17 protein-coding genes and 1 pseudogene are annotated in these 14,964 nt (G+C 71.6%); 8 read left to right on the top strand and 10 right to left on the bottom strand.

The genetic code is table 11. From position 1 onward, the window contains the following. Window positions 1-69 precede the first annotated feature (69 nt). From HL652_RS19610 to HL652_RS19600, 3 genes are all read right to left on the bottom strand, one after another. Window positions 70-1,089, bottom strand: a complete 1,020-nt coding sequence (locus HL652_RS19610; RefSeq protein WP_171706857.1) for a ketopantoate reductase family protein — start codon at window positions 1,087-1,089, stop codon at window positions 70-72. Between the two features lie 71 nt (window positions 1,090-1,160). Beyond that, a complete protein-coding gene (locus HL652_RS19605; protein ID WP_171706856.1) occupies window positions 1,161-1,808 on the bottom strand; it encodes a cytochrome C5 in 648 nt (215 codons plus the stop codon). A 30-nt stretch (window positions 1,809-1,838) separates the two neighbouring features. Then, entirely contained in the window at window positions 1,839-2,333 is a 495-nt protein-coding gene (locus HL652_RS19600) for a MarR family winged helix-turn-helix transcriptional regulator (RefSeq protein ID WP_171706855.1), read from the bottom strand. Between the two features lie 102 nt (window positions 2,334-2,435). Here HL652_RS19600 and HL652_RS19595 point away from each other — a divergent pair, with 102 nt between their 5' ends. After that, window positions 2,436-3,236 (top strand): SDR family NAD(P)-dependent oxidoreductase, encoded by an 801-nt coding sequence (locus tag HL652_RS19595; protein WP_171706854.1) that lies wholly within the window; start codon window positions 2,436-2,438, stop codon window positions 3,234-3,236. A gap of 267 nt (window positions 3,237-3,503) precedes the next feature. On the opposite strand, the gene HL652_RS19590 is transcribed toward HL652_RS19595, so the two are convergent. The 3 genes and pseudogenes from HL652_RS19590 to HL652_RS19580 all read right to left on the bottom strand — a co-directional run bounded on the left by HL652_RS19590 (window position 3,504) and on the right by HL652_RS19580 (window position 5,949). Next, window positions 3,504-4,190 (bottom strand): hypothetical protein, encoded by a 687-nt coding sequence (locus tag HL652_RS19590; RefSeq protein ID WP_171703407.1) that lies wholly within the window; start codon window positions 4,188-4,190, stop codon window positions 3,504-3,506. Between the two features lie 61 nt (window positions 4,191-4,251). Further along, window positions 4,252-4,326: pseudogene (locus HL652_RS21815) on the bottom strand (MerR family DNA-binding transcriptional regulator); the annotation flags it as partial. Window positions 4,327-4,374: 48 nt separating this feature from the next. After that, on the bottom strand, window positions 4,375-5,949 hold the full coding sequence (locus tag HL652_RS19580; protein ID WP_171706853.1) for a hypothetical protein: 1,575 nt from the start codon (window positions 5,947-5,949) through the stop codon (window positions 4,375-4,377). A gap of 183 nt (window positions 5,950-6,132) precedes the next feature. Between HL652_RS19580 and HL652_RS19575 the strand changes: the two genes are divergently transcribed. Further along, complete coding sequence (locus HL652_RS19575; protein ID WP_171706852.1) at window positions 6,133-6,837, top strand: FadR/GntR family transcriptional regulator; 705 nt, start codon at window positions 6,133-6,135, stop codon at window positions 6,835-6,837. Between the two features lie 48 nt (window positions 6,838-6,885). Here HL652_RS19575 and HL652_RS19570 read toward each other — a convergent pair whose 3' ends face one another. Further along, the gene (locus tag HL652_RS19570) at window positions 6,886-7,059 is read right to left on the bottom strand and encodes a CsbD family protein (protein WP_171706851.1); all 174 of its coding nucleotides are present in this window, start codon (window positions 7,057-7,059) and stop codon (window positions 6,886-6,888) included. Window positions 7,060-7,196: 137 nt separating this feature from the next. After that, window positions 7,197-7,808 (bottom strand): TetR/AcrR family transcriptional regulator, encoded by a 612-nt coding sequence (locus tag HL652_RS19565; RefSeq protein WP_171706850.1) that lies wholly within the window; start codon window positions 7,806-7,808, stop codon window positions 7,197-7,199. 124 nt (window positions 7,809-7,932) lie between these two features. On the opposite strand from HL652_RS19565, the gene HL652_RS19560 reads away from it, so the two are divergent. Further along, window positions 7,933-8,283 carry a hypothetical protein gene (locus tag HL652_RS19560; protein ID WP_171703406.1) on the top strand — a complete coding sequence of 117 codons (351 nt, stop codon included), beginning with the start codon at window positions 7,933-7,935 and terminating at the stop codon, window positions 8,281-8,283. Between the two features lie 63 nt (window positions 8,284-8,346). Here HL652_RS19560 and HL652_RS19555 read toward each other — a convergent pair whose 3' ends face one another. Beyond that, the gene (locus HL652_RS19555; protein WP_171706849.1) at window positions 8,347-8,541 is read right to left on the bottom strand and encodes a hypothetical protein; all 195 of its coding nucleotides are present in this window, start codon (window positions 8,539-8,541) and stop codon (window positions 8,347-8,349) included. Next, complete coding sequence (locus HL652_RS19550; RefSeq protein WP_253743493.1) at window positions 8,538-9,833, bottom strand: enolase C-terminal domain-like protein; 1,296 nt, start codon at window positions 9,831-9,833, stop codon at window positions 8,538-8,540. The genes HL652_RS19555 and HL652_RS19550 overlap by 4 nt, the downstream gene beginning before the upstream one ends. Before the next feature lie 150 nt (window positions 9,834-9,983). Here HL652_RS19550 and HL652_RS19545 point away from each other — a divergent pair, with 150 nt between their 5' ends. From HL652_RS19545 to HL652_RS19525, 5 genes are all read left to right on the top strand, one after another. Further along, window positions 9,984-10,829 carry a fumarylacetoacetate hydrolase family protein gene (locus tag HL652_RS19545; RefSeq protein ID WP_171706848.1) on the top strand — a complete coding sequence of 282 codons (846 nt, stop codon included), beginning with the start codon at window positions 9,984-9,986 and terminating at the stop codon, window positions 10,827-10,829. 31 nt (window positions 10,830-10,860) lie between these two features. Continuing rightward, window positions 10,861-11,616, top strand: a complete 756-nt coding sequence (locus HL652_RS19540; RefSeq protein WP_171706847.1) for an SDR family NAD(P)-dependent oxidoreductase — start codon at window positions 10,861-10,863, stop codon at window positions 11,614-11,616. Window positions 11,617-11,752: 136 nt separating this feature from the next. Further along, window positions 11,753-12,823 carry a FecCD family ABC transporter permease gene (locus HL652_RS19535; RefSeq protein ID WP_171706846.1) on the top strand — a complete coding sequence of 357 codons (1,071 nt, stop codon included), beginning with the start codon at window positions 11,753-11,755 and terminating at the stop codon, window positions 12,821-12,823. Continuing rightward, the gene (locus tag HL652_RS19530) at window positions 12,820-13,851 is read left to right on the top strand and encodes a FecCD family ABC transporter permease (RefSeq protein ID WP_171706845.1); all 1,032 of its coding nucleotides are present in this window, start codon (window positions 12,820-12,822) and stop codon (window positions 13,849-13,851) included. The genes HL652_RS19535 and HL652_RS19530 overlap by 4 nt, the downstream gene beginning before the upstream one ends. Then, entirely contained in the window at window positions 13,848-14,945 is a 1,098-nt protein-coding gene (locus HL652_RS19525; RefSeq protein WP_171706844.1) for an ABC transporter ATP-binding protein, read from the top strand. Before HL652_RS19530 ends, HL652_RS19525 begins: the two co-directional genes overlap by 4 nt. Window positions 14,946-14,964: the final 19 nt, after the last annotated feature.

Raw genomic sequence — 14,964 nt, 5'->3', positions numbered from 1 at the left:
AACGCCTTCAGTATGTAAAGTCCGACTGGCGTTGTCAACTCGGACTTTACATTGTCATACAGTATGACTTCAGACGGGCTGGAGCAGCAGCTCGATGTTCTCCGGAGCGGGCGCGAGCTCGCCCGCCTCGACCCGGGCCGCCAGCTCGACCACGAGCCGGTTCAGCGGGGCGTCGGCACCCACGGCCTCGAGCTCGGCCACCACGCGCCCGTTGATCTCGGCGACCTCGCTGCGCCGGCCCTTCAACCAGTCCTGCAGCGAGGTGGTCTTCGTGTCGGGCAGCGAGAAGGTCGTGAGCACGACGTGGAACAGCTGCTCGGCGAAGGCGTCGGGGTCGTTCACGTTCTCGGCGGTCATGCCGAAGATGGGGCGGATGCTGCTGCCGCTCGCCGCGGCCGCTCGCACGGCCTCCTTGCCGCAGGCGAGCATGAAGTCGTGCATGCCGGGCACCTCGGCCGCGGTGTTCAGCTCGAGGCCCAGGATGGCCGAGGGCACGAGCTCGGCGGCGTTGACGACGAGCTTCATCCACTTCGAGGAGCGGATGTCGTCGGAGACCTCGACCGTGCCGGCATGCCCGAGAACCTCGGCCACCTCGTGGGCGCGGGCCTGCGCCGACGGGGTGAGGCCGCCGACGGCGAACCAGGTCTCCTCGGGCGGGTTCTGGCGGGTCGTGATGCCCGGCTCCCACATGTTCGAGGCCAGCTCGATGACGGCGCCGATGGTGCGCTCGACGCCCACCACGTCGGCGATGTCGTCGATCGACATGCCGTTCTGCAGGCCCACCACCAGGCTGTCGGGCTTCAGCAGCGGCTTGATGAGCTCGGCGGCCCACCGTGTGTCGTAGGCCTTGACACCGAGGAAGATGATGTCGAAGGGCTCGCGCAGAGTCGCGACCTCGCACAGGTGGAAGGCGGGCACCTCGGTGACCTCGGTGCGGTCGGGCAGGCGCACCTCGATGCCGCGCTCGCGGATGGCCTCCACGTGGGCCGGCCATTGCTCGATGAACGTCACGTCGAGCCCCGCCCTGGCCATGTCGGCCCCGATGCCCGCACCATTGGCGCCCGTACCCACTACGGCGATCTTCACCATTGAATCCTCGCTTGTCACTTATTAGTTCACATCGCGTGTGAAGTAATAGTACACAGCGGGGTGGGGTGCCTCTAGGGCGTCTCGGGCTCCTCGTCGACGGAGATGTGGGTGAGGAGGGCTTCGAGGGTGCCGAAGGAGCGCACCTCGAGGGTGGGGTCGGCATCGGGCAACTCGGCGTCGTCGTCGAGGGGCAGCACCTCGAGGTGCTCGATGTCGAGGTCGGCGTCGAACTGGGCGAGCAGGCGCGAGCTGGGAAACTGGTGCGGAGCCGTGAAGGCGAACACGGTGGCGTCGGCGAAGACGACGATCGAGGTGAGGGTGAGGTCGTCGCGGAGGTCGGTCTGCTCCTCGACCTCGTCGTCGCCGACCGCCTCCTCGATCTCCTCGGCGATGGTGTCGACGAGGGTGCGCCACGCGGCGGGGTCGAGGGCGAGGAGTCGCGCCAGGGAGGCGACGAGGGCGGCGGGGTCGGGGTCGAGGCCCGCGTCGGCGTCGTCGGCGGCGCTGGCGTCGGTCTCTGTGGCGGCGTCGGCCTGGGCGTCCGGGTCCCGCTCGTCGTCTTCGTCGTCGAGCTCGGGGTCGACGTTCACGGCGACGTCCACCCCGGCGGCGGCGAAGGCGGCGCGGCCGTGCACGATGCCGTTCTCGACGGCCTGTTCGCGAAGGAGCCCGCTCTCGTCGAGCAGGCGGTGGAGGTCGTCGAGCACGTCAGCAGTCATGACCCCACTCTGTCAGGGTTCAGCCGTCGCTCACGACGGGGTCGGCGCCCGCCATCCGTCGTCGGCTGTCACTGCACGCTGGATGCGCCCGGTGATCTCGCGCAGCTGCCGCCGCTGGGCGGCCGTGAGCACGTCGAGCACGAGGTGGCGCACCGACGCGGTGTGCACGGGTGTCGCCCGTTCGAACAGCCGGGTGCCCGACGCGGTGAGCACGACGAGCATCGACCGCCCGTCGGCAGGGTCGGGCCGGCGCTCGACCAGCCCGCGCGACTGCAGGCGCGACACGGCTCGTGAGAGGCGCGAGATCGTGCTGTTGGCGTAGCCGGCGAGCACGCTCATGCGCAGCTGCCTCCCCTTGCTCGACGTGAGGGCGTAGAGGATGCCGTACTCGAAGTGCGTGAGCTCGAACTCGCGCAGCAGGGGCGCGTCGAGGGCCGGCGGCAACCACTCGAGCACCGTGGCCAGCGAGGCCCAGGTGGCGAGGTCGTCTCCGTCGAGGTCGCTCGCGGTCTCTCCTGAGTCCATGCTCCGAGCATATCGGGCATTTGCTCGTTTATTTGCCCAAGCAACGAAATGCACAGTACATTTGCTTGCCTGAGCAATGAATCGAGAAGGAGCACCCCCAGCATGGACACCCAGTTGACCGGCGCCCGAGCCTTCATCAGCGGCTCCACCCGAGGCATCGGCCTCGCCATCGCGCGAGGACTCCTCTCCGAGGGCGCCGAGGTGATCGTGAACGGACGCGGCGAGCAACGAGTGGCCTCCGTGGTGGGCGACCTCCGCGCCGAGTTCCCTACGGCCCGCGTCTCGGGCATCGCCGCCGACTTCCGCGACCCCGCCGACGTCGCGCGCCTCGTCGGCGAGCTGAGCGACCTAGGCGGCCTCGACATCCTGGTCAACAACGTCGGCCTCTTCGGCGTCGCCGCCTTCACCGAGATCTCCGACACCGAGTGGAATGACTACTTCGAGGTGAACGTCATGAGCGGGGTGCGCCTCTCGCGCGCCGTCCTCCCGGCCATGCTCGCCCGAGGCAGGGGGCGCATCCTGTTCATCAGCAGCGAGTCGGGCGTCTCGGTGCCGGGCGACATGGTGCACTACGGCGCGACCAAGGCGGCGATGATCGCCGTGGCCAACGGCCTCTCGAAGCTCACCCGGGGCACGGGCGTGACCGTCAACACCATCCTCGGCGGGCCCACCTACTCCGACGGTGTCGCGGATGCGGTGAGCGGCATCGCCGCAGCACAGGGCGTCGACGAGGCGGTGCTGAAGGCGTCGATCGCCGAAGACCACCCCACCTCGCTGCTGCGACGCTTCCTCGAACCCGCCGAGATCGCCCACCTCGCGGTGTACCTGGCGAGCCCGCTCGCCTCAGCGACCAACGGCGCGGCCGTCCGCGCCGACGGCGGGGTGCTCACCACCCTCGTCTGAGTCCGAGCCTCCGCACGGGCAGCCGCCGCCTGCTCGGCCACCGCCCCGGTCAGCCGCCACCCGGCCAGCCGCCGGTCAGCCGAGGCCCGCGCAGCCGCCACCTGGGCAGCCGCCGCTCAGTCAGCCGCCACCCAGTCAGCCGGGGGCCGGTCAGCCACCGCCCGCTCAGCCACCGAACGCTCAGCCGCCGCCTGCTCAGCCACCGAACGCTCAGCCGCCACCTGCTCAGCCGCCGCCGGGCAGCCGCCACCCAGGCGGCCGGGGGGGTCAGCGGTCAGACACCGTCACCGAGACCTCGACCGCGTAGTCGTCGGGGTTCTGGGCGAGCACCGTCTGGCGGATCTCGGTGCCGCCGGCGAGCTCGAACCCGCTCGTCGAGACGGTGTCGAACAGCGCGACCACGGCGGGGTGGAGGGCACCCTCGGGCGCCTCCTCCCCCGCGCCCGGCCGCCAGGTGGCCACGAGCTCTGTGCGCACCGGGAGCGTGGACGCGAACGCGTCTGACGCGACGGCACCCTGGGGAGCCAGGGAGGAGGTCGGCCAACAGCACACGAGCTCGATCGTCTCCCGGGCGGCGCCAGCCCGCAGGGCCGTCCAGAACGGGCCCGTGGGCCCGAGCCCCGCCTGCGCGACGCACTCGTAGAGCCCCGTGAGCACGACATTCGCGTCGTCGTCGGTGACGGCATCAGTCTCGTCGACCGAGAGCAGGATCACCTGCCCGACGTACGGTTGATCCGGCATCGTGCGCTCGCGCACCGCAACGGGCGCCGCGAGCGCACGCAGCACCGCCGCCGCGTCGCGGAACGCCCGGTCTTCGCGTCGTCGCCGTTCGTCGACCTCGCGGCGATGCCGCTCCAGGGCACCCTCGACCTCTCCGGAGGCGACCGCCTCTCCCACCGCCGAGAGCGGAACGCCCGCATCGCGCAGCGCCCGCACCTGCACGCCTGCGCGCACCTGGCCGATCGTCGTAGCTGCGATACGACGATCGCGGGTCGACGTCGGCCGGAATGAGCACCCCCGTCTCGTCGTAGTGGCGGAGCGCCTTGACGCTCAGGCCGGTCACTGCCGCGAACTCACCGATCTTGATCATGACTCCAGCATCCGGTCTCCCCGTGCAGGAGAGTCAATCATGCCCATCTCACGGGTGCTTAATCGGGGCGCGGTAGGCCCAGAGGGGGGCGTCGGGGCCGGGGCCCTGGTGCTCGATCCGGTCGGCGATGGTGCCGTCGGGGGTGAAGCGCCAGCCGACGACGCGCCAGCCGGTGGTGGTGACCTTCACGGTCTCGCCGTCGAGCGCGGCGGTCGACGTCAGCTCGGCGGGACCCTCGAAGAACCAGTACTCGGCGTCGCGGAGCTCTTCGGGGGTGGAGATGATGGTGCGCTCGAGGGTGCGGTACTCGAAGTCGCCGATGGGGCGGTCGTCGAACAGGGCGAGCTTGTCGCCGGTGAGCACCTGCCGGTAGGGGGCGAGGTCGTCATCGACGTCGGAAGCGGCGGTGTGGAGACGGCTCTCGGCTGCGGTGAAGAGGGCTTGCATCCGCTCACGGAGCTCACCCAGGGTGTGGGACTCGCCCGTGATGGAGACCGCGGAGGCGTCGTTCGCAGCGGCGACCGCGGCGGCGCGCTCGTCGTAGCCGGGTCGCTCCCTGAGCACCGCCTCAGCCGCGAGCACCTGCTGCAGGTCGTACGGCGGGCAAGCGCCGAGCAGCTCCGACTCCCACGTCGCGAGCAGCCGCTCCACCCGCTCGGCGTACGCGGTCAGCGCCTCGGCAGACGGCGCCTCCGCGGCGGGCGGACCAGCCGTGGGATCGGTCGGAAGGCGAAGCGCGTAGATGTCGGCGATGATGGCCAGGGCTTCGGGGGCCGGGGTGATGCCGTAGAAGGATGCGGAGGGGGTGTCACCGAGGAGTAGAGCGTGACCGGTGGCGCAGTCGATCTCGATGGGGCCCTGGGCCACGATGCGACCGCCGAGCACCGAGAAGGTGACCGTGCGGAGCAGCTGGCTGCCGAGCACGAAACACAGCTCGTAGTCGCCGTCGTGGTGGTCGAGGAGGTGCCAGCCCTCGCCCCAGCCCGAAACGGCGAGGTTGTTCCACCCGCGCACGCTCTCGAACACCGCCGCCACCTGCTGACCGGTCACCCGGCCCTCGTGCGAGGTGAAGACGCGCTCGTTCCACACCCGCGACGCCTCGGCGAGCCGCTCGCCCGCGCGGAAGCAGTGCACCGAGACCCGGTGGGTCTCGAATTCTCCCGGGAGGTAGGCCGCGACGCGGAGGGGCGGCGCATCCGCTTCGTCTGCCGCGTCGAGGGCGAGCGTCGCCGAGCGGAGACGGGCACTCTCGTCGACGACGTAGCCCAGGCCCTCGACACGCTCGACCCGGAGGAGCCCGTCGTGCACCAGCTCCTCAGCACCGCCGAACGCAGACCCGAGCGTGAGCGAGAACCGAATCACCCCCGTGTCGTGGCCGTCGACACCCTCGACCCCGTGCTGCAGCTCGACGGTGGCGAGCTCCCCGGCGGCCCGCTCGGGCACCTCGACGCGGTGCTCGAACCACGGCCAGCCGTCGGAGTGCTGCACCGCCCAGACGAGCTCGGCCGCCGGCGGCACGGGGCCGCCCAGCGTCACCGAGAGCCTGGGGCTCCACCCTCCGCCCGCGCTGCCGTCGAACCGGGTGGCCGTCGCGATGACCTCGTGAGCGATGATGAACGTCATTGATCAATCGTCAGCTATCGCTGAGCAAAAATCAACATCGGTCCCGGCACATGGTGCCGTCGACCGTGTGGCCGGCTGAACGGTATGAGAATCGTGGCGCCGAGCTCCCCGAGGGCTCGGCGGCGGGATTCTCATACCGTTCAGCCGGCACGGGGGCCCACCGGCCGAAACTACGATGGGGCCATGGCGGTCACGGATGAGGCGATCCTCACGATCAAGGGGATGATCCTCTCGGGGGAGCTGCAGCCCGGCGACCGGCTGCCACCGGAGAAGGAGCTGAGCGAGCGGCTCGGGCTCTCGCGCAGCTCGATGCGCGAGGCGGTGAAGGCGCTCGAGGTGCTGCGGGTGCTCGACGTGCGGCGCGGCGACGGCACCTACGTGACGAGCCTCGAACCCGAGCTGCTGCTCGAGGCGATGAGCTTCGTGGTCGACGCCCGGCGCGACGACGAGTCGATGCTCGAGCTGTTCGCCGTGCGGCGCATCCTCGAGCCCGCTGCGGCAGCGCTCGCCACGCCACACCTCGACGAGACCGCCATCGCGGCCCTGCGCGCCTCGATCGAGGAGGCGGGGGCCGACCCCGACGTGGAGCGGCTCGTGGCGCACGACCTCGCCTTCCACGCCGACATCGTGCGGGCGGCCGGAAACGGCTACCTCTCCACCCTGCTCGAGTCGCTCTCCGGCCGCACGGCACGGGCCCGGCTGTGGCGCGGCCTCACCGACGAGAACGCGGTCGAACGCACGCTGCGCGAGCACTCCGCCCTCGTCGACGCGATCGAGGCCGACGACGCGGTGCTCGTCGAGGCCCTCGCCGTCGCACACATCGCGGGCGTCGAGACGTGGCTGCGGCGCTGGAGCGGCGAGGCCGGCAGCACGACGCCCCCGCGCTGAAGCAGGGGCGTCGTGACGGATGCGCCGTGATCGGCGCCCGGTTCGGCGTCAGTTCTTGAACGCGTCCTTGACGTTCTCGCCGGCCTGCTTGAGGTCGGCGGCGGTCTGATCCTTCTTGCCCTCGGCGACCTTGGAGTCGTCGTTGGTCGCCTTGCCGAAGGCCTCCTTGGCCTTGCCGCCAAGGTCCTGGGCGGCGTTCTCGATCTTGTCTCCTGCGCTCATTGCTTCGCTCCGATCGTGTCGATGGCGTGACGGGTGCGTCCGTCTCGGTCACCCCCATCCCACTCCTCGTCACCGAATCGGCAACACCGCCACAGTCTTCGGCCAGCAAGTTCGAAGGAAGCGTTCGAGCAGGGCCACTAGCCGCCGTGGCGCGGGAGCGCGGCGGTGTAGAAGCGCACCAGCTCGCGCGCGACGTCGGCGGACTCGCCGTCGGGCCGGTCGGCAGCCCGCGACAGCACACCCTCGCGCGCGAGCACCACGAGACCGTGCACGAGCGCCCAGCTCACCAACGCCCAGCGGTCGGCGTTCTCGTTGCCACCTGCCTCCCCTCCTTCGGTGGCCGAGACCGCAGCCACGAGGCGGCCGATCGAGGCGCGTTGAGCCTCCTGCAGCTCCGGGTCGTCGGGATGCAGCTCGGTGCGGCGGAACATGAGGTCGACGAGGGCCGGATGCTCGAGCCCGTAATCGACGTACACACGGCCCAGCGCGGCGAGTCGCTCCGAGGGCTCTGAAGCGGCGGCAGCCTGGTCGAGTCGTTCGGTGAGCTGCCGGAAGCCCTCCGTCGCCACCGCTGTGAGCAGGCCCGCCCGATCGATGAAGAAATGGGCGGGGGCGGCGTGCGAGAGGCCGGCGCGCCGCGCGACGGCGCGGAGGCTCACGCCGGCGTGGCCGCCCTCCGCCAACTCCGCCCGAGCCGCCTCGAGGAGGCTTCGATGGGCGGAGGAGTCGGGTGCGGGCTGGGCGGGCATGCTCCATTCTTTCGACAGGGGCTTGACAGTGTCAAGCCGGGGGTGCAGAGTGGGGCCATCGATCGCTTGACACTGTCAAGTGACCGGCTTTCCCCTCTTCTGACATCAACGAAAGGCCGCAGCCATGACCACCCAGACCACCCCGATCTCGCCCCTTCCGTTCTCCCTCGGCGACGCCATCCGGCGCACCAGCCACCGCTCGATCTGGTCACTGTTCTCGTCAGTCAGCGTCGCATCCGTCTTCAGCTGGGCCTCGGTGTTCAGTGGCGCCTCGGCCGCCTCGGCGCTGAGCGGCCTCTCGTTCTTCTCGGTCGGCTCGTTCGCCTCGGCGCTGTCGATCGGCTCGGCGGGCTCGTTCCTCTCGATCGGCTCGGTGGGTTCGGTGCTGTCGATCGGTTCGGCCGGCGGCTTCGGCGAGATCGGCGGCGTACCCGTGCTCGTGCCGGCGCTGCGCGCGCTGGGACTCGCAGCCTGAACGGGGCGCGTGGTGAGCCGCGCTGCGCTGCGCCGCGGTGCGATGAGCTGCGGTGCGCTGGCGTCAGCGACTCCCAAGGCCGTACACGCGGGTGGCGGTGCCGCCGCGCACGGCGGCCCGCGCGGCGAGCTCGGCCTCGGCCTGCTCGGCGGTGAAGGTCGCGTACAGCGGGCCGGCAGCCGAGGTGAGCCATTCGTAGCCGCCGGAGGCGATGTCCCAGAGGTGCAGGTGCGCGTCGATCAGAGGGGCGTCGGTCATCGTGCGTCGCCCGTTCCCCGGTAGGCGTACTCGCTCCGGCTCGCCTCGAGCATCTCGGCACCCGACCCGGGCGACGAGGGCGCACGGTAGCGGCCGCGGGTCACCTCGACCGGCGTGACGAAGTGCTCGTGCAGGTGGTCGACGAACTCGATGACGCGACCGTCGAGCTCGCCGCTCACCGCGATGTAGTCGAGGTACGACAGGTGCTGCACGCGCTCGCACAGGCCGACGCCCCCCGCGTGCGGGCACACCGGCACGCCGTGCTTGGCGGCGAGCAGCAGCATCGCGATGTTCTCGTTCACGCCCGCCACCCGCGTCGCGTCGATCTGCAGCACACCGAGCGCCTCGGCCTGCAGGAACTGCTTCGCCATCACCCTGCCGCCCATGTGCTCGCCGGTCGCCACCGGCACGGGTGCGATGGCCCGGGCGATCGCGGCGTGGGCCAGCACGTCGTCGGGGCTCGTCGGCTCCTCCACCCAGGCGAGGTCGAAGGGGGCGAGCCGGTCGATCCAGGCGATGGCGTCGTCGCGGTCCCAGCGCTGGTTGGCATCGACGGCGATGCGGATGCCCGGCCCCATCGCCTCGCGGGCGATGCGCATCCGCCGCACGTCGTCGTCGATGTCTGCCCCCACCTTGAGCTTGATCTGCGTGAAACCCTCGGCCACCGCCTCCCGGCTGAGGCGGGCGAGCTTGTCGTCGTCGTAGCCGAGCCAGCCCGGGGTGGTGGTGTAGCCGGGGTAGCCCTCGGCCAGCAGCCTCTCGGTGCGCTCGCGGCGGCCGGGCTCGGCGCGGCGCAGGATGTCGAGCGCCTCCGCCTCGGTGAGGTCGTCGGTGAGATAGCGGAAGTCGACGAGCTCGACGAGCTGCTCGGGGGTGAGGCGCGCGAGCAGCTGCCAGAGCGGCAGGCCCGCGCGTTTGGCCTTGAGATCCCAGAGGGCGTCGATCACGGCACCGACGGCCATGTGCATCACGCCCTTCTCGGGGCCGAGCCAGCGCAGCTGCGAGTCGTGCACGAGTTCGCGCCAGGTGCGGCCCATCGCGCCGAGCAGCTCCTCGACCTCGCGGCCCACCACGTGGTGGGCGAGCGCGTCGATGGCCGCCACCTGCACGTCGTTGCCGCGGCCGATCGTGAAGACGAAGCCGTGGCCCTCCAGGCCGTCTGAGGCGTCGGTGACGAGGCGTACGTAGGCGGCCGAGTAGTCGGGGTCGGGGTTCATCGCGTCGGAGCCGTCGAGCTGGAGCGAGGTGGGGAAGCGGATGTCGCTGGTCTCGAGCGCGGTGATCAGGCTCAACGTCGGGCCTCCTCGAAGGGGTGGGTCGGATGCGGTGGGTTCTCCACAGTGTAGACATCCGATGTTTTTGTCCACAATGGTGCCTGGCGGCGGCCATATGTCCCATACTGGGTGGAGACTTCTGATCAAAGGTGAAGGGATGGTGACCGGATGCGCATCGCGCGACTGGGCGAAGTGGGTGCCGAGCATCCGGTGCTGGTGACTGACGAGGGGTTCCTCGACCTCGCGGGCATCACGCCCGACATCACGGGTGAGTTCCTCGAGTCGGGCGGACTCGAGAGGGTGCGCGGCGCCTACGAGGCGGGCGCTCTTCCCGCGTTCGACGGGGAGGGACTGCGCGTCGGCGCCCCCATCGCGCGGCCGAGTGCCGTGCTGTGCATCGGCATGAACTACGCGGCGCACGCCGCCGAGTCGGGGTCGGCGCCGCCCGAGGTTCCCATCCTGTTCTTCAAGACGCCCAACACCGTGGTGGGGCCGAACGACGTCGCGCGCATTCCGCGCGGCAGCACGAAGACCGACTGGGAGGTGGAGCTCGCGGTTGTCATCGGGCAACGCGCCTCGTACCTCTCCTCGCCCGACGAGAGCCTCGCGCACGTGGCCGGGTTCGCCGTGGCGAACGACCTCTCGGAGCGGGAGTGGCAGCTCGAGATCTCGGGCGGGCAGTGGGGCAAGGGCAAGAGCGCCCCGGGGTTCACGCCGTTCGGGCCGTGGCTCGTCACGCCCGACGAGGTCGACCACCGCGACCTGCGACTCACCAGCACCGTGAACGGTGAGGCGCGGCAAGACTCGCGCACCTCCGACCTCATCTTCGGGGTGGAGTTCATCGTGTGGCAGCTCAGCCAGTACCTCACGCTCGAGCCCGGAGACGTGGTGCTCACGGGCACGCCCGAGGGTGTCGCGCTGTCGGGGCGGTTCCCCTACCTCAAGGCCGGCGACGTGGTCGAGCTCACCATCGAGGGACTCGGGGCGCAGCGGCAGGAGTTCGTCGACGCCTAGGCGCGGCGGGCGCAGGGAGAGAGGGAGCGGCATGCAGGAGTTCGCGGGGCTCGTCGCCATCGTCACGGGTGGCGCGTCGGGAATCGGGGCGGCGATCGCCGATCGGCTGGCGGAGGGCGGCGCATCCGTCGCCGTGCTCGACCGCGACATCAGCGCGGCCGCTCCCGAGCACTTCGGGGTGGTCGCCGACGTGGCCGACGACGCGTCGGTGCGGCGGGCGGTGGAGGCGGTGGCCGAGCGGTTCGGCAGGCTCGACATCCTGGTCAACAACGCGGGAATCGGCGCGGCGGGGTCGGTCGAAGACAACCCCGACGACGAGTGGCATCGCGTGTTCGACGTGAACGTGGTGGGTCTCGCGCGGGTGAGCCGCGCGGCCCTGCCCCTGCTGCGCGAGTCGCCGTCGGCGGCGATCGTCAACACCTGCTCGATCGCGGCGACCGCGGGTCTGCCGCAGCGCGCGCTGTACTCGGCGTCGAAGGGTGCGGTGCTCTCGCTCACCCGAGCGATGGCCGCCGACCACCTGCGCGAGGGCGTGCGGGTGAACTGCGTCAGCCCGGGCACCGCCGACACCCCCTGGGTGGCCCGCCTCCTCGACGCCGCCGACGACCCCGTCGCCGAGCGCGCCGCCCTCGACGCCCGCCAGCCCCACGGCCGCCTCGTCACCGCCGCCGAGGTCGCCGAGGCCGTCGCGTACCTCGCGAGCCCGCGCGCGGGCTCCACCACCGGCACCTCCCTCGCCGTCGACGGCGGCATGCAGAACCTCCGCCTCCGCCCCGCCGCCACCTGACCCCCCGCCCGGTCGCGCACCCACCTCACTTCGGTCGCGCAAAGTGCTCGCATTCGCGCTCGAGGGAGCAGTTTGCGCGACCAACGTGCGTGCAGGGGCCCGCTGAGACAAATGTCTTAGGTGAGGCTACGCTTACATGGTGCCCAGCGAGACCCTGAAGCGACCGGAGACTGCGGCGACCGCGCACGAACGCCCGCGCCTGCGCCCGCGCCCGCGGGCCCTGTCGCGCCCCGTGGTGCTCGCGCTGCTCGCGCTCGGCGTCCTCGCCGCCACCGCCCTCAGCCTGCTGCTCGGCAGCAACCTCATCGACGCGGGCGCCGTGGTGCGCGCCCTGCTCGACCCCTCCGACGACCCCGGTGCCGTCGTCTGGGGTTCGCGCGTCCCCCGCACGGTGCTCGGACTCCTGGTGGGCGCGTGCCTCGGCATCGCGGGCGCCGTCATGCAGGGTCAGACCCGCAACCCGCTCGCCGACCCCGGCATCTTCGGGGTCTCGGCGGGCGCCACCCTCGCTGTCGTGATCGGCGTGTACGTCTTCGGCACCGCATCCGTCTTCGTCACGCTCTGGCTCGCGCTGGCGGGCGCCCTCGTGGCGAGCGTCGTCGTGTTCGGGGTCGCCGCACTCGGCCGCGGGCTCGCGAGCCCCGTGCCGCTCGCCATCGCCGGCACCGCCGTCTCGGCCCTGCTCGTGGCGCTCACCTCGTACCTCGTGCTCGCCGACGAGACCACCCTCGCCGCCTACCGCATCTGGGTCGTCGGCTCGCTCTCGGGCCGCACCCTCGACGGCGCCGGCATCGCCGCCGTGTTCGCCCTCGTCGGGCTCGTCTGCGCGGCCGCCAACGTGCGCTCGCTCAACAGCCTCGCCCTCGGCACCGAGCTCGCGCACGGGCTGGGCGAGAACCTGCTCCGCGCTCGCCTCGTCGGGCTCGCCGCCATCACCCTGCTCACCGCGAGCGCCGTGGCGGTCACCGGCCCCATCGGCTTCATCGGGCTCACCGCCCCGCACATCGCCCGCCGTCTGGTGGGCAGCGATCATCACTGGTTGCTGCCCGCATCCGGTCTCATCGGCGCCATCGTGCTGCTCGTCTGCGACGTCATCGGGCGGCTCATCGGCGGCCTCGCGGAGGTTCCCGTCGGCGTCGTGCTCGCCGTGGTCGGCGGCATCGCGTTCATCGCCATCGTGCGCCGCGGAAGGATCGCCGCCCTGTGATCGACCGCAGACTCTGGAGCGGGCGCGTCGTCATCGTCACCCTCGCCTGCCTCGCCGCCGCCGTCACCGCGGGCCTCGTCGGCATCGTCGTGGGCTCCTCCTCCCTCACCATCGGCGACGTCGTCGTCACCCTCACCGGCGGCGGTTCGAGCGGGCAGCAGCTCGTGGTGTTCGACCTCAGGATGCCGCGGGTGCTCGGCGGCCTCCTCGTCGGCGCGGCGCTCGGTCTCGCGGGCGCCCTCACCCAGACCTTCGCGCGCAACCCGCTCGCCACCCCCGACATCCTCGGCGTCACCTCCGGCGCGGCACTCGGCGCAGTCGCGGCGATCGTGCTCGGCGGCGGCAGCTACGCCGTCGGGGCGGGCCTGCTCAGCCTCGGCCTCCCGGTCGTCGCCGCGCTGGGCGCCATCGGCGCCGCGCTCATCGTCTACGGTCTCGCCTGGCGCGGCGGGGTCGACAGCTACCGCCTCGTGCTCATCGGCATCGGCGCCACGGCGGCGCTCATGGGCGTGACGAACTTCCTCATCTCGCGCGCCCGCATCACCGACGCCCAGGCGGCGTCGCAGTGGCTGGTCGGGTCGCTCTCGGGCATCTCGTGGGCGAGCGTCTGGCCGGTGCTGGCGGCACTCGTCGTCATCACGCCGATCGCGCTCCTGCAGTCATCGAAGCTCGACATCGGCCAGCTCGGCGAGGAGATGGCGGTCGGCCTCGGCGTCGCCATCCAACGGCACCGGATGCTCGTCATCGCCTGCGCGGTGCTGCTCACGGCCGCGGCAGTGTCGGCGGCCGGGCCGGTCGGCTTCGTCGCCTTCGCGGCCCCGCAGATCGCGTTGCGCCTGGCGGGGGTGGGGCGCCCGCCGCTCATCGCCTCCGCACTGATGGGTGCCGTCATCGTCGCGGGCGGCGACGCGTTCGCGCGCGGGGTGCTGCCCGGCGAGACGCCCGTCGGCATCGTCACCGCCGTCATCGGCGCCCCCTACCTCATCTGGCTGCTGACCCGACGCAAGAACCGGGAGACCTCGTCATGACCCGACCACCCGCAGCACCCCCGACACGCGGAGCGACCCCCGAGACCGGAGCGACCCCCGAGACTGGAGCGACCCCCACGACCCCCACGACCGGAGTGACCCCCGCGACCGCAGCGGCCGGGGCGTCCAGAGCCACCCCCGCATCCGGAGCGACCGCAGCGACCGGAGCGAACCCCGAGACCAGAGCGACCCCTGCGACCGGAGCAACCCCCGAGACCAGAGCGACCCCCGCATCCGGAGCAATCGCGCCAGCGGCAGCGACCGCAGCCCCAGCGCCCGCCCCCGCCGCACCGCCGACCCCGCCCACCCCCGCCCTCGAGGTGCGCGGCGTCACCCTCACCTACGAACGCGCCCCCGTCTTCGAGGGCCTCGACCTCAGCATCACCGAGGGCGAGGTCACCACCCTCATCGGCGCCAACGGCAGCGGCAAGTCGACGCTGCTGAAGGCGTTCGGCCGGCTCCTCGCCCCCACCGAGGGCAGCGTGCATCTCGAGGGCGCCCCGATGCGCAAGCTGTCGGCGCGCGACGTGGCGCGGCGCCTGGCGATCCTGCCGCAGAAGCCGCTCACGCCCTCGGCGACCTCGGTGCGCGACCTGGTATCGCGCGGGCGCCACCCGCACCAGAGCCTGTTCCGGCCCTGGACCCCGGAGGACTCCCGCATCACGGATGCCGCACTCGCCGACACCGGACTCCTCGAGCTCGCCGACCGCGACGCCGCCTCCCTCTCGGGCGGGCAGCTGCAGCGCGCCTGGATCGCCCTCGTGCTCGCCCAGCAGTCGCCGATCATCCTGCTCGACGAACCGACGACGTTCCTCGACCTCAGCCACCAGCTCGACGTGCTGCGCCTGGTGCGCACGATCAACCGCGAGCGCGGCGCCACCGTCGTGATGGTGCTGCACGACCTCAGCCTCGCGGGCAGGTTCTCCGACCGGCTCGTCGTCGTGGGGCAGGGGCGCGTCATCGCCGACGGCACGCCCTGGGAGGTGCTCACCCCCGAGGTGCTCCGGGCCGCGTTCGACCTCGACGCGATGGTCGTTCCCGACCCCGCATCGGGGACTCCGCTCATCGTTCCGGCGGTCGATACCGTTTCGTGACTTAGGATCGGCTAACCTA

The sequence above is a fragment of the Herbiconiux sp. SALV-R1 genome (assembly GCF_013113715.1).
Classification (GTDB): Bacteria; Actinomycetota; Actinomycetes; order Actinomycetales; family Microbacteriaceae; genus Herbiconiux.
This window is presented reverse-complemented; position numbering and strand designations above follow the sequence as displayed.

Excerpts from the sequence above, each read along its gene's own strand:
- HL652_RS19610 (WP_171706857.1), bottom strand. The coding sequence starts at position 1,089 with ATGGTGAAGATCGCCGTAGTGGGTACGGGCGCCAATGGTGCGGGCATC.
- HL652_RS19605 (WP_171706856.1), bottom strand. The coding sequence starts at position 1,808 with ATGACTGCTGACGTGCTCGACGACCTCCACCGCCTGCTCGACGAGAGC.
- HL652_RS19600 (WP_171706855.1), bottom strand. The coding sequence starts at position 2,333 with ATGGACTCAGGAGAGACCGCGAGCGACCTCGACGGAGACGACCTCGCC.
- HL652_RS19595 (WP_171706854.1), top strand. The coding sequence starts at position 2,436 with ATGGACACCCAGTTGACCGGCGCCCGAGCCTTCATCAGCGGCTCCACC.
- HL652_RS19580 (WP_171706853.1), bottom strand. The coding sequence starts at position 5,949 with ATGACGTTCATCATCGCTCACGAGGTCATCGCGACGGCCACCCGGTTC.
- HL652_RS19575 (WP_171706852.1), top strand. The coding sequence starts at position 6,133 with ATGGCGGTCACGGATGAGGCGATCCTCACGATCAAGGGGATGATCCTC.
- HL652_RS19570 (WP_171706851.1), bottom strand. The coding sequence starts at position 7,059 with ATGAGCGCAGGAGACAAGATCGAGAACGCCGCCCAGGACCTTGGCGGC.
- HL652_RS19565 (WP_171706850.1), bottom strand. The coding sequence starts at position 7,808 with ATGCCCGCCCAGCCCGCACCCGACTCCTCCGCCCATCGAAGCCTCCTC.
- HL652_RS19560 (WP_171703406.1), top strand. The coding sequence starts at position 7,933 with ATGACCACCCAGACCACCCCGATCTCGCCCCTTCCGTTCTCCCTCGGC.
- HL652_RS19555 (WP_171706849.1), bottom strand. The coding sequence starts at position 8,541 with ATGACCGACGCCCCTCTGATCGACGCGCACCTGCACCTCTGGGACATC.
- HL652_RS19545 (WP_171706848.1), top strand. The coding sequence starts at position 9,984 with ATGCGCATCGCGCGACTGGGCGAAGTGGGTGCCGAGCATCCGGTGCTG.
- HL652_RS19540 (WP_171706847.1), top strand. The coding sequence starts at position 10,861 with ATGCAGGAGTTCGCGGGGCTCGTCGCCATCGTCACGGGTGGCGCGTCG.
- HL652_RS19535 (WP_171706846.1), top strand. The coding sequence starts at position 11,753 with ATGGTGCCCAGCGAGACCCTGAAGCGACCGGAGACTGCGGCGACCGCG.
- HL652_RS19525 (WP_171706844.1), top strand. The coding sequence starts at position 13,848 with ATGACCCGACCACCCGCAGCACCCCCGACACGCGGAGCGACCCCCGAG.